General features: G+C 58.1%; 17 protein-coding genes. 7 read left to right on the top strand and 10 right to left on the bottom strand.

The window, feature by feature from the left end; genetic code table 11:
- Positions 1-14: 14 nt before the first annotated feature.
- Positions 15-509: an SRPBCC family protein gene (locus M7439_RS03440; RefSeq protein ID WP_298346895.1), complete on the bottom strand. Its 495-nt coding sequence runs from the start codon at positions 507-509 to the stop codon at positions 15-17.
- Positions 510-644: 135 nt separating this feature from the next.
- A complete protein-coding gene (locus M7439_RS03435) occupies positions 645-2,021 on the bottom strand; it encodes an amidase family protein (RefSeq protein WP_298346894.1) in 1,377 nt (458 codons plus the stop codon).
- Positions 2,022-2,062: 41 nt separating this feature from the next.
- Between M7439_RS03435 and M7439_RS03430 the strand changes: the two genes are divergently transcribed.
- Positions 2,063-2,821: a bifunctional 2-polyprenyl-6-hydroxyphenol methylase/3-demethylubiquinol 3-O-methyltransferase UbiG gene (locus M7439_RS03430; protein ID WP_298346891.1), complete on the top strand. Its 759-nt coding sequence runs from the start codon at positions 2,063-2,065 to the stop codon at positions 2,819-2,821.
- Here M7439_RS03430 and M7439_RS03425 read toward each other — a convergent pair.
- The 3 genes from M7439_RS03425 to M7439_RS03415 all read right to left on the bottom strand — a co-directional run bounded on the left by M7439_RS03425 (position 2,800) and on the right by M7439_RS03415 (position 4,986).
- The gene (locus M7439_RS03425; RefSeq protein ID WP_298346888.1) at positions 2,800-3,045 is read right to left on the bottom strand and encodes a hypothetical protein; all 246 of its coding nucleotides are present in this window, start codon (positions 3,043-3,045) and stop codon (positions 2,800-2,802) included. The genes M7439_RS03430 and M7439_RS03425 overlap by 22 nt on opposite strands.
- Before the next feature lie 85 nt (positions 3,046-3,130).
- Positions 3,131-3,523: a DUF302 domain-containing protein gene (locus tag M7439_RS03420; protein WP_298346886.1), complete on the bottom strand. Its 393-nt coding sequence runs from the start codon at positions 3,521-3,523 to the stop codon at positions 3,131-3,133.
- 497 nt (positions 3,524-4,020) lie between these two features.
- Entirely contained in the window at positions 4,021-4,986 is a 966-nt protein-coding gene (locus M7439_RS03415; protein WP_298346884.1) for an aldo/keto reductase, read from the bottom strand.
- Positions 4,987-5,772: 786 nt separating this feature from the next.
- Here M7439_RS03415 and M7439_RS03410 point away from each other — a divergent pair.
- On the top strand, positions 5,773-6,252 hold the full coding sequence (locus M7439_RS03410) for a Fur family transcriptional regulator (protein WP_298335654.1): 480 nt from the start codon (positions 5,773-5,775) through the stop codon (positions 6,250-6,252).
- 99 nt (positions 6,253-6,351) lie between these two features.
- Positions 6,352-8,115 carry a thiamine pyrophosphate-binding protein gene (locus M7439_RS03405; RefSeq protein ID WP_298346879.1) on the top strand — a complete coding sequence of 588 codons (1,764 nt, stop codon included), beginning with the start codon at positions 6,352-6,354 and terminating at the stop codon, positions 8,113-8,115.
- 101 nt (positions 8,116-8,216) lie between these two features.
- On the opposite strand, the gene M7439_RS03400 is transcribed toward M7439_RS03405, so the two are convergent.
- Positions 8,217-9,374, bottom strand: a complete 1,158-nt coding sequence (locus M7439_RS03400) for a hypothetical protein (protein WP_298346876.1) — start codon at positions 9,372-9,374, stop codon at positions 8,217-8,219.
- Positions 9,375-9,506: 132 nt separating this feature from the next.
- Here M7439_RS03400 and M7439_RS03395 point away from each other — a divergent pair, with 132 nt between their 5' ends.
- Positions 9,507-10,631, top strand: a complete 1,125-nt coding sequence (locus M7439_RS03395; RefSeq protein WP_298346875.1) for a L,D-transpeptidase family protein — start codon at positions 9,507-9,509, stop codon at positions 10,629-10,631.
- Positions 10,632-11,229: 598 nt separating this feature from the next.
- Here M7439_RS03395 and M7439_RS03390 read toward each other — a convergent pair.
- Both M7439_RS03390 and M7439_RS03385 read right to left on the bottom strand, forming a co-directional pair.
- A complete protein-coding gene (locus M7439_RS03390; RefSeq protein ID WP_298346872.1) occupies positions 11,230-11,847 on the bottom strand; it encodes a cytochrome b/b6 domain-containing protein in 618 nt (205 codons plus the stop codon).
- Positions 11,831-12,505: a molybdopterin-dependent oxidoreductase gene (locus M7439_RS03385; RefSeq protein ID WP_298346870.1), complete on the bottom strand. Its 675-nt coding sequence runs from the start codon at positions 12,503-12,505 to the stop codon at positions 11,831-11,833. The genes M7439_RS03390 and M7439_RS03385 overlap by 17 nt, the downstream gene beginning before the upstream one ends.
- 445 nt (positions 12,506-12,950) lie before the next feature.
- On the opposite strand from M7439_RS03385, the gene M7439_RS03380 reads away from it, so the two are divergent.
- On the top strand, positions 12,951-20,336 hold the full coding sequence (locus M7439_RS03380; protein WP_298346866.1) for an S-layer family protein: 7,386 nt from the start codon (positions 12,951-12,953) through the stop codon (positions 20,334-20,336).
- A gap of 51 nt (positions 20,337-20,387) precedes the next feature.
- Here the strand turns inward: M7439_RS03380 and M7439_RS03375 are convergent, their stop codons facing one another.
- Both M7439_RS03375 and M7439_RS03370 read right to left on the bottom strand, forming a co-directional pair.
- Positions 20,388-21,116 carry a hypothetical protein gene (locus M7439_RS03375; protein ID WP_298346863.1) on the bottom strand — a complete coding sequence of 243 codons (729 nt, stop codon included), beginning with the start codon at positions 21,114-21,116 and terminating at the stop codon, positions 20,388-20,390.
- A 29-nt stretch (positions 21,117-21,145) separates the two neighbouring features.
- Entirely contained in the window at positions 21,146-22,444 is a 1,299-nt protein-coding gene (locus M7439_RS03370; RefSeq protein WP_298346861.1) for an MFS transporter, read from the bottom strand.
- Between the two features lie 602 nt (positions 22,445-23,046).
- Between M7439_RS03370 and M7439_RS03365 the strand changes: the two genes are divergently transcribed.
- Positions 23,047-23,475 carry a universal stress protein gene (locus M7439_RS03365; RefSeq protein WP_298346858.1) on the top strand — a complete coding sequence of 143 codons (429 nt, stop codon included), beginning with the start codon at positions 23,047-23,049 and terminating at the stop codon, positions 23,473-23,475.
- 48 nt (positions 23,476-23,523) lie between these two features.
- Positions 23,524-24,174: a response regulator transcription factor gene (locus tag M7439_RS03360; protein ID WP_308464381.1), complete on the top strand. Its 651-nt coding sequence runs from the start codon at positions 23,524-23,526 to the stop codon at positions 24,172-24,174.
- Positions 24,175-24,218: the final 44 nt, after the last annotated feature.

Genomic DNA, 24,218 nt, shown 5'->3' with positions numbered 1-24,218 from the left:
TCGCTTGGCTTTGATCATGGCTTGTTCGATTCTAGCCGTCGAATGGCCGACTGCTCGAATCTCTGCAGATTCCCTCTCCAGATTTTGGTGAGAATCGGTTGGGCGAGGTTGGCCGTAAGGGCCCCACCAATCGCTTTAGGAAAGTGGAGGGTTTCTTTCCAGGAGAGTAGACAGGTTTCATCGGCGGCTTCGCGAAGCTCTAACAGACCTTCACCGGTGATCAGACCTTTGTGGTGTACCCCAATGGCGTGTCCCTCATCCCAACGCGTGATCTCCATGAGGTCATTAGTCTTGAGCGGTCCGACTTTGGTGAGACAGGTGAATCGCGTGCCTGCTCCTTGATGCTGGTCGGTCACAAAGTCGATACGAACGGCATCGGCCATCCATTCGACATGGTGGTCGATAGCGGCAAGCTCCTCCCACGCGACCGAAAGGGGAACGGAGAGGCTACGGACGACGTTGATGCTGGTCATGCTCGTTACAACCGCGCGGAGGAGCAATCCTTCCATCGGAGTGTCTTTTGGCTCTGTGTTCGGCCAGCGACACTATTTGGCCAACGACGCTATTTGGCCAACGACGGTGCTCGTTGGGGCGTGCTAGGCATTGTATCGCAGGACCCTGCTGGGTCCACGTTGTGGCCGATGTCACATTGACTCAGGATGAGGAGGAGCGATCACCCCTCGATTGCGCTCGAGAGTTTCTTGGATGGCTTGGGCCTGCGCAAGCAACGCCAGATCGGTATGAGCTTGGCTGATCATCGTCATGCCAATCGGCAGATGGCCGAGGAGGCCGATGGGGAGCGTCAGTGATGGGTAACCCGCCACCGCTGCGGCAGACCAAGATCCAGGGATGGAAGGATCACCGTTGATGGTGTCGATGAGCCAGGCCGCCCCCATCGTCGGTGCCAGAATAATGTCGGCATCTGCCGTACTCATGGCCGCCTGCAGTCCCGTACGTGTCTGTTCTCGGTTGGTGGTCAACGCCTGGCGGTAGGTGACCTCGTCCCATGGATGCGACAGTCCCATGGTGAGGAGTTCCTGACCAAAAAGAGGGAGTTCTTCCTCTGGGTGGGCAGCATTAAAGGCGACGAGTTCGGCGAGAGACTTGGTGAGGGGGTCTTGGCGGTCCCGAAGGTATCGGTCGAGATCCTCGGTCATTTCGTACGCGAGGACGATCAGTTCTGCATCCTCATCAGGTTCCAGTGTTCCCTCCTCAACGGCGCTGAGTCTCGAGATCGCATACCCATTCTTACCAAGGAGAGCGATGACTTCTTCAAAATTGGCGATGACCCTTGGGTTGTATTGGGCGAGCATCGAGTCGACGATGACGAAGTTGGGTCGGAGCGCTTGGTGGGGTGGATCGACGATGAGGTGAGCGATCTGACGAGCATCAGCGACACGATTGGCGAAGATGCCTACCGAGTCTTGGCTTCGTGAGAGTGGAGCCACGCCAGCTCGGTCAATGGCACCCGCCGTCGATTTGTAGCCGACCACGCCATTCATGGCGGCCGGACAGAGGATGGAACCGTCGGTCTCTGTGCCGATGGCGACAGGCACGTATCCCGCAGCGACGGCGACGGCGGAGCCTGAACTTGACCCACCGGTCGATCGTGCTGGATCGTACGGGTTGCGAGTAATGCCGCCGCGACCGCTCCATCCCGATACCGAGGCGAAACCCCGGAAGTTAGCCCATTCTGAGAGGTTGGTTTTGCCGACGATGTTAGCTCCTGCGGCCCGCAGTTTGGCGATCACTGTGGCATCGCGGGGCGGCGGATCCAGCGAAAGGGCCAGAGAGCCAACGGTGGTGGGAAGGTCCTTGGTGTCGATATTGTCTTTGACCAGTATTGGGAGTCCTGCCAAGACTCCCGTGCGGACAAAGGCCTGGTCCGGATCTGCAAGACTGATGAGTGCGCAGAGCCCATCGTTATGGTGGCGGCCCGCTAGTGCTTCGATCAGTTCAGATCCCCAGCTCGCGCTATTGGGACGGTTCAAAAAATCCTGGATGGTACGAAGTTCAGTCACCTGGTTCACCCTAGCAACTGCTGCTGCGCTAAAGTGATCCCGTGACCAGCTTTGGAAGGCAATTTGGGGTAACAGCAGTGACCTATGATCGGGTGCGTCCAGGGTATCCCGAGGCGCTGTTTGAGATGCTTGCGCAAGCCATTCCTGCGGGAGGCTCGGTCCTTGACGTTGGCGCTGGCACCGGCATCGCAACACGCGAGCTACTCCGTCGTGGCCTACGGGTTACCGCTCTTGAACCAGATGGCGACATGGCCCGCCAGCTGATAGCACGTAGTGCCGGTGAGGTGGACGTGGTGACCAATGACTTTGAACACTATCGCGGACCGCGCCGAGCATTCGATGGCGTTGTCTGTGCGCAGGCCTGGCATTGGTTCGCAGGTCCCTCAGCACTGCGACGGGTCCGGCGCCTCCTCAGTGGCACTGGTGTCTTCGCCGCGTGGTGGAATGTTGGCACCATTGCAGACGCCCAGCTTGCTAAGGAGCTCGCCGTCATCTTCCAGGAGACAAGTCACCGATTGCCAGTACTGTTTCGTCGCCCTGACCTGACGGCAACGATCGGGAACCTCGCACGTTTGCTGCAGGCGGATCTTGGATTTTCCCCTCCAGAGGCTCTCCATTTTGTCTCCTCGTTCACCTACGGGCCCGATGACTTTGTGGCACTGATGTCAACGATGTCCGAGGTGCTCGCGCTGAGCTCTGAGGACCGTGATCACGTGCTCGACCGACTGCGTGCTTGTCTTGGCGAGGTGACGGTTGAGGTGGAGTACCTGACCCTTGGTTACATGGCGGTTCGTTGCTGATCCCTTGACGGTTGGGTGAGGACGGCCTCGATGTCGGCAAGCTCTTGCCGGCCAAGCTCAACACCGGGTCGTAAGTGTTGTCGTGACCGTGCACCGTGCACCGTGCACCGTGCACAGAGTGCAGAGTGCAGGCTGCGATCGCATTCGAGGGAGACGTTCGAGGCGCGTAGTGCATTGCTAGCGTCCGGTGCCGGTATCGAACGTGGCCAGGTTCGCGGCTCCATCTCATCGTTACGCTCCGACACGACAGGAACGGGATCCCGAGAGAATCGAGGATTTTGTTGTTCTGGATCAACGAGTCCGAGGGCGTTAGGAATCGGGGTGGAGCGCGGCAGTGACGATACTTGACAGGCGACCGTCAATCTTCTCGGCGGCGGGGTCGCTTGGAGCTCCCGCCAATCGCGCAAGACTCTCGACGACGCTCGCCAACCAAACCTCAGTACCTTGCGGTGTTGCGCGGACCAGCAATCTTGGTGGGAGCTCTAACGCAAGATCAGGATAGCTGCTGATCAGGTCGGTGCCAACTTTTGGATTGCCAGTAGTGAGGACGACGGTGTCAGGTAGGCCGAGGCCGACGTTGGTCGCATTTTCTCCGTGATCAATGGTTGCAAAGAGCGTCATGCCCGCCGCTTCCATCGCGTGGGTAATCTCGGCGACGGCCGCATGGACCGAGAGGCTGGTACTTACGAGAAATCTCGCCATGTCCTATGACGCTAGCGCGAGAGAGGGCGAATCGGTCTGGTCAGTCAGCGATGATGGGTTCGCGTTCGATCTGGAATCGGGTGATGTGCTGCATCCAACACGCCTCGTTCCTGCGGCGATGGTCACCCGAGGGGCGTGTGTACACCGTTGTTGTAGTCCAGCACAACAATACCCGCGAATCCCGCGCATCGCGCAGTGTCGGAGCTCCTCGTCGTTCCTACCACAGTATGAGTGAATCACCCGACACCCAAATGGTGCAAGACAACGAGGACGATTCGCCGCTACTGCTTGTTGGCAAGGATGAGCGGCAAGGGTAGGGAGATGTTCTTGTCGATTGGCGGTCTTGATCTGGTGCACGGCGTCGCGCAGCGGACCTATCGGTTGACGAACGGGGTTGCCCGCGTCACGTGAATCGTTGATCTTTGGGCAAAGCGCTGCAAGTGCGGCACGTAGCGTCCGCACAAGCAGCGTTGCTCTGTTACGCGAGGTTGTCTAACTCACCGAGCCTCAAGGATGGTGCGGATATCGGTGAGGATCTCAGGCGTGAACCGTTCGTAGGCAGCCTGAGCACCGAGGTTCTCCTTGAGCTGCGCCTGGTTCGATGCGCCGAGGATCACGGTGGAAACCTGCGGGTTTGCCAGACACCAGCCGATAGCGAGTTGGGAGAGGGTGACATCGAGTCGCTTGGCAATCGGTTCGAGTTGTTTGACAATGGCAGCGCTCTTCGGGTCGGTCAGCATCTCTCGGAGCCACTCGTAGCCCGGCAGCGATGCACGTGAACCCGCAGGAATACCATTGGCATACTTTCCCGTCAAAAGACCTGAGGCCAGAGGACTCCAGGTGGTAAGGCCGATCCCTTCCTCGTCGAGGAGACGCTTGTACTCGACCTCTACTTTGGCCCGCTCAAGCATGTTGTATTGGGGTTGTTCGACAACTGGTGCATGGAGATGATGTTGTCGTGCTACCGCGATCGCCGCGCGGATCTCGTCAGCCGACCACTCGGATGTGCCCCAGTAGTGAGCCTTATGCTCGGAGACGAGCTCATGCATGGCAAAGACGGTCTCCTCGATGGGCGTCTCGGCGTCGGGACGGTGGCAGTAGATCAGGTCGAGATGATCGAGGCCGAATCGTTCGAGGGATGCATTCACGGCTTCGATGAGGTACTTACGGTTGAGGGTGAACTTGGCGTTGACGGTGTCATGGATACCCCAATAGAACTTTGATGAGACAAGATAGCTATGTCGTGGCCAGCCGAGTTGCGCGATGGCAGCTCCCATGATTCGTTCGGACTCGCCACTTGAGTAGGCTTCGGCGTTGTCGAAGAAGTTGATACCCTGTTCGTACGCGTAACCGAGTATCTCTGTCGCCTCACCTACTCCAATCTGTGGGCCAAAAGTGACCCACGAACCGAACGAGAGTTCTGAAACTTTGATTCCTGCACGGCCTAGACGTCGATAATTCACGATCTACCTTTCGTTTGTTTGAAACTCCATTCTATCCGGCCTATCTCTAGGAACTGGTTTTGGTCCAGAACGTAGCGGGCATACGCGTAGGTGGAACGGCTTGAGAAGAGACTGAGCTGTCGTGCTCGGAGATCCTGGGCGTCCGGACGAGAGGCCGACGCTCTGAGCAGCACTCTGCATGACCACAAGGTTTCGCCTTTGCACGTCTCTCAGTCCTCAGTCGCTGCGGGAGTGTAGGATCTGGCGCCATGGCGGTGTCCGGTGGTCGTAACCGAGGCTAGGTGGGAGAGGTATCTATCGCGTCTCGATAGGTGGTTCCCGGCGGTCTGAACAGGAATTAGTGCCATGATCGCTACTCAACTTGTTCCAAAACAAACTTGTTACAGAATAACGACGCGACGCAGTGCGAGAGAGGACCGTCCTCCAGTGAGGAACCGATTGGCGCCGTAACGTTCGGATGGCGTTGTAGCGATGCTGCGGGATGAATCGGGGTGACAGGTGAGAGTGTCTGGGCTGTTGCACCAGGGGAGAACGATGGCAAGGCAGAGAAGGTCAATGCATGGGGTCACCATCGACCGTGGCCCCCATCTGGGTTAACAGTCGGAGGTCTTGATTCGGCCATAGCGCCGACGGGGGTACTATGGAGGGTACTGATTTTTGTGGTTCGGTCACCGAGTTGGATACCGTTGCGGCGAAGACCTGATGGACCCGCAGGGATGCCCATTGCCTGGGCCAAGAGAGGTGTTGTGGTGATCAGTAAAGTGAGTACCGAAGGTGAAGCTCTTGATGGTGGCTGATCGTCTGCAACAGGCCTTTGAGGAGAAGTGTCACCGTCAGGGATTCAAGATCACCAGAGAGCGCCAGCGAGTGTTTGAGGCGTTATTGCGCCAGGAGCATCCTGTTACCCGGTCATATCTGTTGGCTGAACTCACCAATGAAGGGATTCACCCTCCAACGCTGTATCGCACCATCGATGCCTTTGTGGCGGCGCAGATTGTGCAAGCAATCTCCTTGAGCGGTGATGTCGGCTACGAACTTCTGCCGCCGTTTGCACCACACCATCATCACTTTCATTGCTTGAGCTGTCAGCGGGTGATCGGCTATGAGGTGACACCGGGTGCGGAGCTCGACGAGACAGCGATGCCTGGCGAGGCTCTCTATCACCAAGTCGATGTCTATGGCGTCTGCAATGAATGCCGTCAAGAAAGCCAGAACACCAGCTCAGGAGCACACCTGGAGGTCTGTGTTGTTGACCGGTCCAAGTGAGAGCCATCACAAGAGAGGGGAGCAATGAGATCAACGTGAGCCACGATGGTAGAAGAACTGGTGTGGAATTGGTCAACGTCGTCGTGAACGGTGGTGGCGGTGCGCGGGGCTGACAGACTCGTCGCCTCGCTTGAGGAACAGGGTATCTCCCATATATTTATGAACCCTGGCACGACAGAGCTCGAACTTCTCAGAGCCCTCGAAGATCGCCACCAGATCGAGCCAGTGCTGGTTCCACAGGAGCTTGTCGCCACCGCAGCAGCGGATGGTTATGCGCGGTTTCACGGACTTGGTGCTGTGCTTTTGCACCTGGGTCCTGGGTTCTCCAACGGGGCAGCATTCGTCCATGATGCGAAGCGTGCCCGCAGTCCGATGATCGTGATCGTCGGGGAACATCCCAAGGCACACTTGGCTGTTGATGCACCACTCAACACTGACCTCGCTGCGATCATGGCACCGTTCTGCGTCGCACTTGTAGTCGCTGATCATCCTCGGACCGTTGGACTTGTCACCAAGCACGCTGGAGAACTCGCGAGATCGCTCCGTGGCCCTGTCGGCATCATCGCCCCTCAAGACGTTATGGCGAGCGATGGTGAGGGACCGAGCTGGCCCGACGGTGGTGATGACGAGATAGGTCTTGCAGGCAGAGCACCCCAGACGATGCCAGCGCCTGCCAATGGCGGAGATACCGTTGGGTCTGAGGGCACAGAGGAGGAGCGTGACCCTCTCGCACTCACCGCCCAACAGGTAGGTGTGAACCCAGTTCTGCTCTTGGGGTCGAGTGCACTCAGTGCGACTGGCCAGCGGTGGGCTCGGAGGATTGCAGATCACCTCGGCGGTCGGGTTTATGCGGAGGTCTTCCCGGCGTTGATGGAGCGAGGGAGGCATGTGCCATTCATCCCTAAACTACCGTACTTCCCCGATCAGGCACGGACCCTGATTGGAAAACCGAGCATGGTGATCCTGGTCGGAGCGCAGGAGCCAATCGCCTATTTTGCCGAGGAGCATCGACGACCCCAGCTCATCGAGGATCAGACTCCGGTCGTTGCGCTTGTGCTGCCGGGTGCTCCGGCGGAAGCGACGCTTGCAAACTGGGCACAATCTCTCGGTGTCGCCGACACTGAGCATGGTGACGGCGCCATGGGGCGCCGTACTGTCCCAGACGCGACCGCTAGCGATGCGCTCGCTACTCCACGAGTCCAGACGCAGGTTGCCGGCGACGCTGTAGGGGTGATCCTGGAACAGCGCTTCACCGACGGTGAGCTCTCGTCGAGGTCGCATGGGTCGGAGCCGAACAAGGTGGGGCCGGCAGCGGACGAGGGGGCCTTGACCGTTGAGACCTTGGGGTTGATTTTTGCTCGCTCATTGCGAAGTGGTGATGTCGTGATCGATGAGGGTCGGACGAGTTCAGGTCCGATGTTTACCCATAGTGGAGACGCTCCACCCCATTGGTACCTGGGCCATCCTGGTGGCGCTATCGGTGGAGGTCTAGGGTTGGCACTTGGGGCTGCCATCGCCACTCAACGGCGCGTGCGTGCCCTCGTGGCCGATGGAGGGGCACTCTATGCACCTCAGGCGCTTTGGAGCATGGCCCATCTTGGGCTCGACGTCGGAATCGTGATCGCGGCTAACGGTGGTTATCGGATCCTGCGGATGGAGATGATGGCCCGTGGCATCAAGCCCGTCGCTACCCAGCTCACGACTTTTGGGAATCCATCCGTTGACTACATTGCGTTGGCGGCTGCCTTTGGGGTGGATGGTGAACGAGCAACAACAAAGGATGAACTTGCCTCGGCGCTGGAACGACGCAGCAATGGTCACGGCCCCTTTCTCGTGGTTGCGGAGCTCGCTACAGAGCCGTAGCAGGCTGACATTTATGACCAGAACGGGTGTCAAGGGGACTCGGATAGCCGGATTCATCACTGGTTGCTGGGTGCGATGCGGCCTTTGGTTGTGTGCAAGGTTTAGAAGAATAGGAGCAATGGGGCGACCGACACAAAGGTTGCGATGTAGCCCAGGTATGCTGGCCACCATTGGGTGGGTCGCGAACGGCTCCAGATCAATACCGAGGTCAGCCAGAGGATGTCGGTTGCTCGAAAGTAGGAGGAGTGATTCCAGATCTCACCCGAGAGTGACAGGGTGAGGATGAGCATCATGGTCCACGTCACTTTGAGGTACCCAGGCACGTCTGGACTCTTAAGGTTCATCGCTGCCAAGACCACAAAGAGGCCGATGATCGCGAGTTGCCCAAACCAGATCAGGTTGGTGAGGTTGATCTTGTGGGTATGGTCAATGATCCCAACGATGACGGAGTAGATCGGGATGCCGATGTTGCCGCGGATATCGCCGCTGAGAGCGATTTTGCCTAGCAGGATGCGGAGGAATCCCTGGAAGGCGAGTGCGACCAGACCCGGGATGAGAAAGACGAGAGGATTGGAGGCCGATCGTCGCTTGCGTAGGAGCACGATGAGCCAGATGAGGCCGATGGCGATGGGTGCGATCAACTCCGTCTCAATCGCGAGGCCAGCGAGCGCAAAGGAGAGGCCTGCGAATGCGGGGTGGTCGTGTTCGAAGAGGTACATCGCTAACAACAAGAAGGCTGCGGCGGTAGGCTCGGTGAGGTCACGACCGGTGCTCATGGTGTAGCCAAAGTAGCCCCCCAGAAGGAGGCCGACCATCGCAGGATGAGCGGTGTTGCGCGCGAGCTTTGTGCCGATGTAGGCGATAAAGGTTACCGCCAAAAGGTTGACGATGACCAGGGTAAAGGGAACCCAGTGATCATGGCCGAGTGCCAGAGCCCAGGCGAGGAAGGGGTAGACGATTCGCTGGTCGCGAAAGGCGCCATTCATGGTAATACCAAAGGCGTGCATTCGTAGATCGAAGGGATCGAGGGCGAGTCGGAGAAAGAACTGGCCGTCGTAGCCGCTCCCCTGATGCTGGTAGAGGTAGGAGGGCAGTTGCTTGCGATCAGCAAAAGTTGTTCCGATGAGGGCCAAGCTCGAGATGTTGCCCTTGGCGACGACGATGGTGCGTTCAGTGAGATAGATCAGGTAAGCAAGAAAAATGGTCAGTGCAGCGATGCGAGGAGCTCTCTCGGAGCCTGAGGTTGTGGCATGGTGCACGCAACTATCGTAGCAATCGACGTATCCGATCAGGCGGATATCCCCGACGAGCGTCGATGGGCGCATAGCTCGGTGACGATTGTTCAGACTATCTTCAGCTGCGTTGCTATACTGGAGGACAGGGTGATGTAGGTGGAATTCTCCAAAAAAATTATGCTTCTCGCTGTCGGCGTCGTGGTGGTGCTGCTGGTCGCCGTCGGTATTGTGGTAGTACCAAGTCTGCACGGCAGCTCCTCTGCGACCCTCACCTCGAATGATTCTGCCAGCTCTGGTAGTAGCGCAAATGTGGTCGTTGCCTCGGTGTCACCGGGCCCCGGAGCCACCAAGGTGCGTCCCAACCAGCCGATCACGATCGGTTTCTCGACCTCCATCAGTTCGCATACCCCGATGCCAACCTTGAGTCCGCCGGTCGCCGGTTCTTGGTTCTTGGAGAATCCAACCACGATTGAGTTCGCTCCTGATGGAAGTTACACCCCGGGTGGTACGGAGAGTGTCACCATTCCTGGGGGGCCGACGGGGATTCTTGCGACCTCGGGCCAGCGCATGCAAAATCCGGAGCAGGTCTCCTTCTCGATCGCCCAAGGGTCGTTGTTGAGGATGCAGCAGCTGCTCGCCCAGCTGAACTATCTGCCTTACAGCTTTAAGGCCACCAGTCGACTTGCCTCCAACGCGGATCTGGCCCTAGTCCAAAAGGGCAACTTCAATCTGCGCTGGTCCGATGAGCCGTCGTCGTTGCAGGCGACGTTTTACCCTGGCTCGTGGGGGGTAGCGACCCAGGCCGCAATTATGGCCTTTGAAAACGTCAGCAATTTGCCGATCAACGGGGAGCCCTCGGCGGCGGTATGGTCGGCGCTACTGGCTGCGGTCGCCCAACATCAGTTGGATCCGAACCCCTACTCATATGTCTATGTCGCCAAGTCCCCACTACCTGAGACTCTCAAGGTCTGGATCGATGGCAAGGTTGTGTTGACCAGCATCTGTAACACGGGAGCGGGTGCAGATGACACCCATGCTGGAACGTGGCCGATCTTCTTGCGCGAGAAGCAAGGTTACATGAGCGGTACAAACTTGAATGGCACCCATTACCACGTGCTCGTTCACTGGATCAACTATTTTCACGGGTCAGTCGCTGTCCATGGTTATCCTCGTGCGGCCTATGGATTCCCACAGAGCGATGGCTGCGTGGAACTCCCGATTCCGACGGCAGCGGTGGTGTATCCGATGTTGCACATCGGGACCATGGTGACCGTCCTCTAATCCTCTAACATTGCTGGCGTCGCTCGGCGCTCCCCTGGGTTGATTGTGGGCTGCTACAAGATCGGGCGCTGAGGGCGTACTTGCGTTGGTTGTCGTAGCCAGATCACTGGTCGTCGTAGGTGAAGGGGCGTAGAGATGGTTCGTATTGCGTTCGTGTCTTTACGTCCCTGGGACAGCACGTAACCTTTGGTTTGGCCACTTTGTGACGGGTATGGTCGCTGCCAGCGCTGCGGCGAGTAGTCGCCATTGGTTCGCGAGGCAGTGTGCCAGCGTTGACTTGTCTGAATGTCGCTGGCCCATATGCGAAGCCGTGGTGCTCGGACTCGCTCTTTGCGTAAGGTCTTTCCTATCTGTGCACGTAGTCAGGGTAGGGGAAACCGTCGCATCCGATGTTCGGACCCTGGCGGGGGCTGGTCGCGCTGCGCGGTGGAGCACCAGAAGGCGAGGGGTCAGGGCGGTGCTGTTGGTTGTCGGAGATTCCACAAAACGGGCGCCTACTTGGGTGAGAGCAACGCGGTCATGCGCCGAGGCTATGGCTGGCGCAGTGGGTTATTGAGAACCCTCGTATGTTTGAGAGGCTCCTTGCCATGGCTAAGCGTTACGGTTGTCGAGGATTTCCCTTCGTACACTGGTCTCGGCGGAGGCTCATGAGTGCTTTGGTGATGTGGCCAATCACCAACACGAAGATGATGAAGAAGACGAGCTCGTGGGTGAATTCAGCACCCCCTTGGATGGATAATGGGATCCGCCCGGGTGTGCGCAGGGCGAATCCAGTGAGGACCGCGAGGATTGCAAGAGCGCCCATTGCTGCAGTAAAGAGGCGTTGGCCAACGTTGAACCTCTCGGGTCTGTCACTCTCTGGCGATGGGGCGGCGCGATGCAGCCAATCACCGATGACTCCGGTCCAGGAGTTGAGCTGATCGACCGGCGCGATCATCAGTTCGTGAAGATCTTTACGAAGAGTTCTACCCCACGGTCCGATCAACGAGAGGATCATGACGATGGTCGCGGTGATGCCGGTGTCGATATGGATGCGATTGATGAGTGGTCGTGGTAGGTGCGCAGAGAGGGCGGGCACCCACAGAATCAAGCCAGTGGCAAGCAAGGTTAGCATCGCGACCGCGATGACCCAGTGGATCAGCTTCTCGAAGGCCGCGAAACGTACGGCCTTGCCAACCGGTCGGATTGTTTCGTGGCGTTCAGGAGATGGTGGCATTGACTGGATAGCCCCGCTGTTCCCAGTAACCCGGTACCTGTTGAGAGACAAAGCTGATCTTGTCTAGCCACTTCACGGACTTGTAACCATACATGTCTGGCACCAGGAGGCGGACCGGAGCACCATGATCGGCGGAGATGGGTTTTCCTCCGAGGTCCATGGCAAGGAGCACATCGCTGCGCTTCGCCTCTGCAAGACTTAGAGAATCGGTGTAGACCCCGTCAGCGCTGTAAAACTCAAGACCGTGGACATCGGCGTGAGGCCGCACCTGAGTTATCAGGTCCGCAAGCCGTACCCCTCGCCAGTGGGTATTTGGCACGGTCCATCCAGTGACACAGGTAAAGGTGAAGGTGACCTCGTGATGGACCATCGATCGTAGGTCTTCATAGGTTAGCTCCAGGGGATGTTCGATATGGCCATCGATTCGGAGACGATAGGTGGCTGGTTTGATATCTGGGATCGAACCGGTCACGGTATAGATCTCGAAACCGCCGAGGCTAAATCCACCGGAGTTGGCGAGACCGCTGATGGTTTGGGCGATATCGTGGCCAAAGAGCGTAGTGACGACACCGGCACCGAGTACGGAGAGAAAGACCCGACGCCCGACGCGTCTCCCGGTATGTTGAGTCCCGGCATTTCGAGGTGGTGGTGATGCCATGGGACTATCCTGCCAGATGTTGTGGGTAACGCGTAAAAATCGTTCTCAGCGGATTGCATGGTTGGTGGACTCGGGAGCGTGGTGAAGTGCCGGTCCGGACGTCAAAATGTGGTGGATATGCAGGTTTGTGGCTGTTATCGGCACTAAAAGCGCCAAACTTGAGAAAAAGATCGCAAAACTGACGCAACACCCTCAGTGGGGTAGTAAGATAGCGGATGCTCAAGGTCGGTCAGGCAAGTAGTATCAGGGAGGGATTTCAGGGGACACCACAAATAGACCCTGTAGTAAAAGTGTCCACACGGCTAAAACGATATTCTTCCAACAAAATAGATATCGACACGAGCCGCTCGGAACTTTAGGAAAAGTTTGGTTTCTTATCAAAATCGGTCCAGAGGACCAAAAGCAGTAGCTGGGAGACCAGCTCGTGTCGAAAGGATGACAACAGATGAAGCGTTCACTCAAGCACCATGGATCGGCCGCACTTCGCGTAGGAGCGGCTTTAGGACTGACCACCGTTGGAGTCATTGCAATCGGTGCCGCACCTGCATTCGCACAACCGACTTCGAACTCTGCTACGGCAATCACCAAGATGTTCTACGCCGCCACCCCAGCGTCGTACACGATCACCGTCACGGCCAACGGTGCCCTAACCCCGCCTCCGAATGGTGTGGGAGGTTATGCGCTTCAAATCTTCCCACCGAGGGGAAATCCCTATTTCGTAGACCTGTACCCGACACAGGCTACTCCCCCTAATCCCGACAGCTTGCTGGCAACCCTACCTAGCCCCCTCGCACCTGGAGCCGCCGTTGATTTCATCCAGTATCCAACAAATGTGAATGGAGACACCGTGGCTACCGATCTTGGTAACTCGGTGTGGAGGCTCAACAGCGCTAGCAGCCTCGTAGCGGTCACGACCAGCGCTTTTTCCCCCACCGATTACCCATCGGTTCCCGTTGCCCCTCAGTACTCGCTCAACGCCACCGATCAGCTCGCTAATGTGGCCGTCGCGTTCTCAGGGCCGGAGAGCGGCTATGTCGATTCAAATGTGGGTGCGAAGCTCGACGGTTTCACAGTGACGGTGCTTAACAAAAGTGGTGCTGTTGTTGGTGGACCAAAGACGGTGTCGCCTAACAGTACAGGCAGCTATTCGACCAACTTCTCAGGCCTTACCCCTGGGCATGAGTACAGCTATCTGGTGACCGCTGACTACAGCTTGACAGCGGACCTCACCGCGGCCCCAGTCCCATTGACCACGACCTATGCGTCGACCGTACCGTCAGTCAAGGATCTTACTCCCCAGCTGCCCCAGGTTCAGGGCATGACGGCCACTCCCTCCTATGCCGATCAGAGCACTTTTGCGAACCCGCAGGAGACGATCAGTTGGGATAGCGTGGCGGCAACGACTGTCGATAACGAGCCCTATACGCCCAAGGGTTACCAGGTAACCTATGCCTCTACCGCCGGTACGCCAACGACCCAGACGGTAGGCTACAACAGTTCCGCTAAGACCCAGAGCGCTGTCTTTGACGTGACCCAGGGGCTTACCTACAACTACTCGGTCTCTGTCATCTGGTCGAACGGCAATGGCACCTTCACGGGCGCTCCACAGACCGGCACGTTCCTCGCGAATAGCTCTCTGGGTGCTCCGACCCTGACGAGTCTCACCTCGGCCGAGACCGGTGCCTCTACGTTGCAGGTGAGTGGGTCCTTCAACACCCCAGCCGCACCGACCCAGGGAGCTGCTGGAATCAAGGCCCAGTACCAGATCGTGCTCACCGATGGTTCGAGAACTTACAGTGTCTACCAGACTCCTACGACCCTCGGCTGGGGCCAGAGTCTTGACTTTTCCGTGAGTTCCAATGAGTTCCCCATGGTCGTCGGTGACACCGTCACCGCAACCGTCGAGGCCACCTTCTACAACGGCTCGAGTGAGGTTGGTATCTCGAACTCCAACCCCTCGACGATCATGATCACCAATCAAGCCCAGCTCCCTGGGCCACAAAATGTCGTCTTTGCGATGTCTCAGGATCTCGGTGGGACCGTGAGCTGGACTGGCCCAACGACTAAGGATGTTCCCTCAGGCTATGCGTTGAATGGCTTCACGGTAGAGATCGTCGACCCCACCAACAACGCCAACGTCTACTGGGTCGATAACAGTGTCGGTGCCTCCGGTACCTCGACGGCTTACAACCTCGCTATTCCAGCAGGCATCACGAGTGGTTTCGCAAGTGCCACCACCTACGAAGCCCTCGTCTATGCCAATTATACCGACACCGCTGAGGCGAGCCAAACGACCGTTGGCGCATCGGCGAGTGACTCACTGTATATGCCTACCCAGTCACTCCTATCGCTCACCGCACCGAGTATGAAGACGGAGTACGCAAACGGCTCTCCTGCCTTAAACGTCAGCTGGGATGCTTCGCCGTCGATTCCGCTCTCGGATGGCACCGGTTCGATCGCTCCGAGCTCCTATACGCTGCTCTATGCTCCGCTGAACGCGCTTGAGTCCACCGCGACGAATCCAGTGATGCTGCTGAGCAGCCTCAAGACCGTCGTTGGGATCGCACCAGCGACCCACAGTGCGGTTACCTCCACGACGCTGACTGGCTTGGTGCCGGGCACCGAGTATGGAGTCATCGTCCTCGCGCGATACCCACTTTATGGGGCCACCTCTGGCACCTTCGTTGGATCGGCGACGCTGCCCGGTCTTGCCACGACCTATGCGGCGTTGCCACAACCCTCGATCAGCTCGTTGGGCTTCTCAAGCACGGGTGGCGCACTCGAGCTCACTGTTGCTGGCCAGACGCCCCAGGCTACTAACCCATCGGGTCTCAGCGCTACCTACTCGATCAAGGTATCGAACCAGGCGACCGGAAAGAGCTACACCTATGGACCCTTTGCGAACTCGACGAGCACGTTTAGCGAGACGTTGCAGAGTTCCAGCAGCTCGCTACTCTTTGGGGTGGGCCAGAACCTCAACGTCACTGTAATCGCGAACTACTCGTTGGATGGGAGCGCCGTTGGCAGTGCGAGTTCATCCCCTATGCCGGGTACGGTGACCGACTCCGCGCTTGAGCTGCCTGGTGTGAGCAACATCGCGGCGACTGTTGTGAATGATCAAAACGGTAGTCCAACGATGGCGAGCCTCAGCTTCGTTGCACCGACAGGCTCCACCTCACCTGGATGGAATATCAAGGGCTATGACGTGGTGGCCACCGGCACCAACGGTGTTCCCGCAGCTACCGCGTACTTCCCGGCCTCTGGAACCACCGGAGCCTCCTCGAACGTCGCCGCCTTCGACTGCACGCAGGGTAATTGCTCGGTGCTTGTTGACGGGTTGATCGCTGGTTATACCTACGGCATTACGGTGATGCCTGTCTATGTCAATGGCCCCACCAATGATGCACTAGGTGCCAGTGCCACCTTGGCGGGAAACCTGACTATGAACCAGGGCATGAGTGCCGGTGTCTCGAATATCGTGCTCGCCCCTGGGTCGACAAGTTCTATGCCGTCGATGAGCGCGAGCTGGGAACCCCCTACCGCAGGGTCAACGAATGGCTTGAGCGTAACGGGGTATCAGGTCCAGCTGTACAAGGACGGCACCACAGCCAACGTTGCAGTCGGTGCTCCGGTAACGGTCACGACCACGAGTACTGTCTTCACTGACCTGAACGAGGCGGATACCTATTCGATTGGTGTTACGACCCTCTTGGAGGGTGCCAATGGCCCGGTGATCTATGGGCCGACGGTCTACTCGGGGAATGAGGCTGAGGCACAGAACTTAGCGACGTCTCCCGTCGAGAATGTGAACCTGCAGGCCACTGACTCTGAGACCGGCGCTCTTAACATCAGCTGGCAGGTGCAAGCCGGTGATGGGTATGCAATGCCCAAGAGCTTTGTGATCAACCTCACCGCAGGCTCGTATGCGGCTCGATCTACGACGGTCGCGGCAAGCGCCGTTGCGTCAACCACCGCCGATGGGGTGACCACCTATACCGACACCCTGACCGATCTTAATCCAGCGGATATCTACAGTGCCACGGTGGTTCCCTACTCTGGAGTTGGTGGTACAGGTGTGGCTGGCATGCCAGGTACCTCACCCGCTGGAGCGACTCCGTACTCAACGGAGGTGAGCAATGCATCGGTGACCAATAATGCACCTGGCAGCATCAAGGTGAGCTTCACCGGTCCTGGATCAACACAGTACCAGGTCGCCGTCTCGGACGCCTTTGGCAATTTGGTTGTAGGCTCAGAGCAGGCGGGCGAGTCAGGTAGCACCTATAGTGCAAATCTCTCGATTCCCCAAAGCTATGAGGGCCAGACGCTCTTCGTTGAGATCACGCCAGTGGCCTCTTCCGGTGCGTCAGGTACGACCTTTGCCGCTCCCTTTGTCGCCTACGGGGCTCCGAATCCGGTGAGGAACCTTGCGTTGACCGATATCGGTCCTTCGGCTGTAAGCCTGGGCTGGGAGGCACCGAGTTCCGCGAGCCAGACTGCCTCCGGTGCGGTCACGAGCTATCAGGTTACTTGGTACGCAGGTGGCGCCAAGGTTGGTTCCACCACCACTAGCGACCTGACCGACACCATCCAGAGTCTTACTCCTGGTACCGCCTATACCTTCTACGTGGTGGCGCTCAACGGGAACGGCTTTGCGTCGAACCCCTCTAGCATCGGCGCCACTCCGGCAGCTGGAACGGTCTCGGGTCCCCTCAATCTGGCCTCGACCCCCATCACCAATGGTCTCTCGCTGTCGTGGGACGCGCCCACGAGCAGTGAACTCGGGGGGAACTCCCTTGGTAGCCCTCCGGCCTATCAGGTGACCCTGACAAACACCGTGACCAAGGGTTCCCAGACCTTTGACGTCTCAACCGATAGCTATCAGGTCAGCGGTCTTACCGATGGTGACCCCTATACGGTCTCGGTACGTGCTCAGGTCGTTAGCGCGACGACAGGCAATGACTTCTGGTCCCACGCCGCCACGCTGGGTGCTGATACGGCGACAACCCCAGTCGTTGCTCCTGACGCCGTCACTGGATTGAAGGCACTTGTCTCGGGTGGCCAGGTCCTTGTTACCTGGAACCGCGTCTCTGGAGCTACTGACTACCGAGTGAGCGTCGATGGGGCAGCTCCTGTCTCGACCAATGATGCCAACGCGTACGCCTTCGCGGCCACGGCTGGCCAGGAGTACACCGTCGAGGTCTTTGCCATGAACGGCGAGGCCCAAGGAACTCCGAACGAGGTGACCGAGTTTGTGTCCTCTGGCCCGGTGATGCCAAGTATCGCCGAAGTAGGGCCGAACACGCAAATAGGTTCGACGTATCCATCGATGACCTCTCCGGCGACGACTCATGACGTGACTGTGAACTTTACTGCCCCAGTCTCGATTGGGAGTGCTGAGGTGAGCTCGTACACCATCACGTTGTACTCCTTGAACGGGATTCAAGGGAGCTCACCGAGTCCGATCGCGACCGTTACCGTTCCGATATCTGCGGTGCTCCAGGGTCTCAACGGTGAGATCTACTCCCATACCTTTGCAGGTATTCCCGATGGGACAACCGTTGCTGCGAATGTCTCGGCGAATACGGGTGCCAATGACTCGGTGAGCTCTCAAACGGACTCTATTGCGGTCGTGGGCCGTCTTGGGGCTCCCAGCGCGATCAATGCTACGCCAGGAAGCCATGAGATCTCGCTGCATGTCAACGCTCCGGTGACTGACAATGGCGCCACGCCAACGAGCCTTGTGATCTACTATGAGGGATCCGATGGGATCGTTCATGTGGTGAACGTGGCGCATCCCACCGTGTCACAAGGGGTCTGGAGCTACACCTTGGGTGGGCTCACCAACGGCGAGTCGTACCAGGTGTGGGTGGCGTTTGCCAACCAGAATGGTGAGATAGGCCAGGCTGGCCAGGCAACGGATGTCGCCACCACCGGAACGAGTCTCACTCCATATACGCCGTTCCCGAGTACCGCCCCGACCACGGTTGTGAGTGCCACACCAGTACGTAGCGGAACCGTCAATGTAGGATTCACCGCGCTACCGAGTGAGTACAACCCGCAGTATGTGATCACCTATTATACGAGTGGGGGAGCGATCCAGACCATGGTGGTGCCGCCGACAACGATTCCTACGGGCCAAATGTACACGGTTCCGGTGACAGGCCTGACCAATGGGGATCGATATAAGTTCACAGTCACGGCCTATGCCGGCTTTGTGGGTAACACTGGTCCTGGCGGAAAACTCGTCGAAGGTAGTCCACCGCACGCAGAAGCGACCCCCTATGGTTTGCCTGGCATGGTGACGGTAACTTCGCTGACGACGGGGAGTGACGGCTTTTCCATGAAGTGGTCGGCACCCGCTGGTGGAGGTACTTCGATTACCGGTTATAGCTACACCGTTTCAACAAGTGCGGGTGTCGTCGATAGTGGCACGACTACATCGACGAGCTTGAGTCGGAGTAGTTTGACCAACGGGACTGACTACACGGTGAGCATTTACGCTACCAATGTGATCGGCAATGGTCCAACGACCACCCTCTCGGTCATCCCAGAGTCAGCGGCACCGAAGGTGACGAATCTCGTGGTTACTCCGACGGCAGGGGACGCCTCGGTCTCCCTCTCGATTCCTCAGGCGACTGAAGGGAATTCGTCGAGCGCGATCACCGGCTATGAGTACCGGTATGGTCCGACAAACGTTGGCTTTGACAGCGGTTGGATCCAGGTCCCCTCGACGGAGACCGGAACAAACCCGATTGTGACCGACGTGACGGGTCTAACGAATGGTACTGAGTACTCGTTCGAGGTACGAGCTCTCTCAGGGACGGTGGCGAGTGCCTATCCGACGGTGAGTGCGACTCCGACGGCGCCAGCAGTGGTTCCACCGAGCACCAGTCCTGGTGGGGTGACCACGATCACCCGCACCGTCACGGTAGTGGAGCCGTCGACCTCGTCGTTGTCGGTCACCCCTTCGACCTCATCGTCGGTCGTAGACTCGGTCCCGTATGCGATGATCGCGGCTGACGGTGGGTATTTCAACCATGGGGCACCGTATGACAACTCTCTCCCAGGGGAGAACATCGCTACGGGCGCAGTTGTTGGTGGAGCGCCGGCAGGTACGAATGGGTACTGGATGGTGACGTCCAATGGCACGGTGTATGACTTTGGTTCGGCGCACTCCTTCGGGAACGTCACCAATCTCTCGGGCAAGGTCATTGGCATGGCCTCGACCCCAGATGGTGGTGGCTATTGGGTTGCGACAAATTCGGGCAACATCTATGCCTTTGGTAACGCGGCCAACTACGTCGGAGTCTCGAAGTACGGCATCACGGGCCTGAGTGGTTCTCGTCCGCTCAATGCGCCAATCGTTGGCATTGCGGCTCTGCCTAATGGCAACGGGCTGTACCTGGTGGCCGCTGACGGCGGAGTCTTCAACTTCGGGTCAGCTGGTCTCTATGGCACCACGTACTCGTTGGGGCTTACCGGCTTGACTGGTTCTCGTCCACTCAATGCGCCAATCGTTGGTATTGCGGTTGATCCAGAGGGAACGGGTTACCTACTCATTGCCGCTGACGGCGGAGTCTTCAATCTTGGCTCGGCTCAGTTCCAGGGAAGCACCTACACCTACGGCATTACTGGTCTGACGGGAGATCACCCGCTGAACGCCCCGATCATCGGTGGTGCCTTTGGGCCAACGGTGAATGGCAAACAGGGGTATTACCTCTTCGCCGCCGACGGTGGAGTCTTCAACTTTGGTTCGGCCCCCTATGAGGGTTCAGATGCGAGCCTCAAGCTTGCTAAGCCAATGGTGACCGGATTCGTCTTCCCGTCGTAAGGTACGAACTCCTAGTACAGGCATTAAGGGGAAGAGCTTCGGTTCTTCCCCTTAATGGTGTTCTGCGTTATCAAGGAGCACTCGAAGCTCTGGTAACGATTGAGCTGCCTTTGCTTTGAGAATGAGCCGCCAGGAGGCGGTCTGGTTTGGATCGGCCGTTGGAAGGCGCTCTTTGACGGTCGCGATTACGCACTCTGGGTGAACGGGCACAAAGTAGGAGCCAATGGCGAAGGGAAAGAGGTTTTTGCGAACGTAGGGATCACGTTCACGATCGTGATCGAAGAGCAGCGTGAGAAGAGTTCGAGCCTCTTCGCAGGTGAGTCGCGCGGCGAGGTAACCACTTGCAACAATACCAGCGCGGAGGAGGCAGGGGTTGGTGTCACCGAGGAGTTTGGCGAGTTCAGCTCTACGGGTCGCCGCGACCAAACCGTCGAGCGCAGTGGCGATGCCTTCAGCCGCCCACTCCCTGACCTCCCAGTTGCTATCATCGGCGAGCCGGCACAGTAATTCCATGACCACCGGGCGATGTGATACTGCCAGCTCGGGAGCGAGTTGTGCGGCGAGCTCTCGTGCATTCGGGCTTGGATGAGCTACCAACCATTTGACCTCGGCCAAGGTGCACTGAGCGCGGAGTGCACCGGCAGCTTGTCGCTTCTCACGTGCCGGGGCGGTGTTTTCATGATGGAGACGTGCGTGCTGGTCGAGCTCGTCGATGGTGGTTGCTAGCGTCGAGTGGCGATCGGTGGGTGGAGCTTGTGCATCCATGGGCGAGTAGTTCACCGGGGCGGGTTAGCTCGCAAAACCGTTGATCATTGCCACTCGGGGTCCTCGGCACTTGGCTCCTCTCCGGAGTGCCGAAGTGCGGAGATTGCGATGATATAGGAGGCGAGAGCTAATATCGCCGTTGCGCCGAGGAAGGCCTCTCCGTCGCCGAGGGTGAGATTTGCTAGGGTGGCAACGAAGGCGCCGAGGACCCAAGAGAGTTGAAAGTAGGACTCGTAGCGAGCAAAGAGCCTCCCATATTCGTGTTTGGCCATGGAGGTCTGGACGCTGGCGTCGAAGGCGATCTTTGCGCCGCCTGCGGCGACACCGAGGACAAAAGCGATCAGAATCGCTCCTGCGATACCGATGTGGAGGGTTGCCGCGACAAAGGCAACGGCCACAATGGCGATGGTTCCCAGTATCACGATGGTGGTCTCACCGAGTTTGCGTCGAACAAGGGGTGTCAACTGGGTCGCGAGGGCCGAACCGAGTGCGCTCGCGGCTAAGGCAGCTCCGTAGAGCCAGGTTGGGCTGTGCGCCCCTTTCAACGCGAAGGCCAAGAGAAAGACGAAGAAGCCTACCTGTCCGCGTAGCACGCTCATAAGGAGTGAAAGCGTCAGCGTCTGAGCATAGGCGGGCCCGCTGGGTCGACGTTTCTTGGTCGTCTTGTTTCGCGGTTGGTCTGGTGTGCGAACCGGTAAGTGTTTGATCAGTGCACGAGATTCATAGATGAACAGGCTGAGGGGAATGAGCTCGACAATGAGGTCGTAGTGGGCCCCGAGAAAGGGGGTCTTTAAGATTCCCGCACCGACCACACCGGCGATGGCGCCAGCGATGGCTGCTAATAGGGTGATATTGGCGTTGGTCTTGACCAGACTCCCGAGCTGGGATCGCGAATCAGAGTCGAGGAGCTCTGGGATCAGCGATGACTTTGAGACAAGGTAGGCCTTCGAGGCGACCAGATTCATGAGTGCGAGCGGAAAGAGGAGTAGCGATCGTAGCTCGAAGATCATGAGAAAGACGCCGACGAAGCGGACGATACCCGAGACGATGACGACGATGCGCCGGACTCTTGGACCACGGTCGATGAGAGGAGAGATTAACGGTGCTAACACCGCAAACGGCGCCATCGTGAAGAGGAGGTAGAGGGTTACCTTTGAGCGCGCTTCATCAGGTGAGATCGAGAAGAAGAGCGAACCCGCGAGGGCGACGGTCATGAGAGTATCCGATGAAATCGAGAGTGCATGGATACGACGGAGTATGCCAAGCGGGGAGCTGGCGTCGAAGTAGTTTGCGAGCCAGACCTTCGACCGTTCGGTGACTCGTCGGTGGGAGTGTGGCTGCACCCCCACCATGCTAGCGAGCATGGTGGGATAATGATCGACTGCGCGACGCGTTGTAGGAACGCCCCAGATTACCTGGTTTGGGACCTAGGATTGCCAGCTAGTGCGTGAGAGTTCGAGTGGGCGAACTCATGGATAGCGGGGATAGGTAATTTGCGAGCTAGGAGCGATTGTCCTGTAAGGATGGCGCCGAGGGTATGGGGCGAAGGCGGGGGATACGTCGCGTGCTGGTGCAGTTGTGTGAGGACTCCCACGTAGGTGGGCTACTGGAGAACGAGGAGGGTAGTGATTTGCTTGAATTGCGAGACCCAGATGGCGTGTGGTGGGCGCCATCTGGGTCGTGGGGTGGAGTAGGAGTTCGGCTCACCTCGATTCCACGCTGATTCGTTGGTGAGCCTTTCTCCACTCTCGGTCGAAAATAGTCAGAAGTTAAGGAGTATTGTCAGAGGAATCAGTGACCTATGACTCTAGGAGCAGGATGTTCTTCGTTACTAGAGTGTCGCTTAGTATTGGTGCTAGTGGTTGTTCGCACACGGATCGCCGTTGCCGACAGGTTGAGCGGTGGGTGAGTGCGTGGCATGGTCGTTTGGACGTGAAGGAGAGAGATGTCTGGCAAGGGTTATGATCGGGTGGTATTGGGTTATGATGGTTCTACCATGGCGAAGCCGGCATTGGAGTTTGCCCTCGCCGAAGCAGAGCTGCGTGGGGCTGAGCTGGTGATCGTCTATGCGTGGACTGAGCCAGACTACGGTTTTGGGCTCTCAGAGTCGGTCATCGGTGAATTTGAGGCGACAGGTAACGCGCTCTTGGCTGAGGCGGCTGAGGTTGCCGCCAAGACGCATTCCGGGGTGAAGGTAACGACCGCCCTGGAGAGCGGCAACGCCGCTTCTCGGATTATCGAGCATGCCGAGAAGGCGGATCTGGTGGTTGTGGGTGCCCGTGGGCATGGTGGTTTCCAGGCCCTGATGCTCGGCAGTGTCAGTGATCAACTGGTCCATCACTGTCCGGTACCTGTTGTGATCGTTCGTAGCTAGACGATGCGCGGAGATGCCAGGTCGCGAAATGGCGGATAGGGTATGACGATGATACGACTCTTCATCGTTGAAGATCACGAAGTGGTACGGCGTGGCATCGTAGCCCTTCTCTCCAATGATCCAGAGATCGAGGTGGTCGGAGAGGCCGGGGGGGTCAAGGAAGCACTGGAGCGCTTTGGGCTCGTCGAGGCTGACGTGGCACTCTTAGATGTCAGGCTCGGTGATGGCGACGGTATCAGCCTCTGTCGCGACCTTCGATCGATGGCTCCAGAGCTCCGGTGCGTGATGTTGACCTCATTCTCCGATGACGAGGCGCTCTTTTCCGCGATCATGGCGGGAGCGTCCGGTTATCTCCTGAAGAAGATCAAGGTTGATGAACTCGTAAACTCCATCAAGAGGATTGCAGCTGGAGAGAGTCTCATCGATCCAGGGTTGACCACCAAGTTGCTCGAACGCCTGCGCGAGGGTACTGATGATCCCCTGGCGAGCCTGACGGAGCAGGAGCGCAAGATCTTTGATCTCATCGTCGAGGGCAAGACGAATCGCGAGATTGCGGCTGAGGTCTATCTCGCCGAAAAGACGGTGAAGAACTACGTCTCCAACCTTCTCGCGAAGCTTGGTGTTCGTCATCGCAGTGAGGCCGCGGCCCTTGGTGCACGCCTCGCAGAGCGCAAGCGATTCGATCATGAGCAATTGTAGGTATCAAGTTTCTTTCTCTTCTTGACATGGTCTCGCTACCCGGC

Source organism: Ferrimicrobium sp., from assembly GCF_027319265.1.
Classification (GTDB): Bacteria; Actinomycetota; Acidimicrobiia; order Acidimicrobiales; family Acidimicrobiaceae; genus Ferrimicrobium.
The sequence above is the reverse complement of the archived record's forward strand: the minus strand, read 5'-3'. Positions and strand labels throughout refer to the sequence as shown.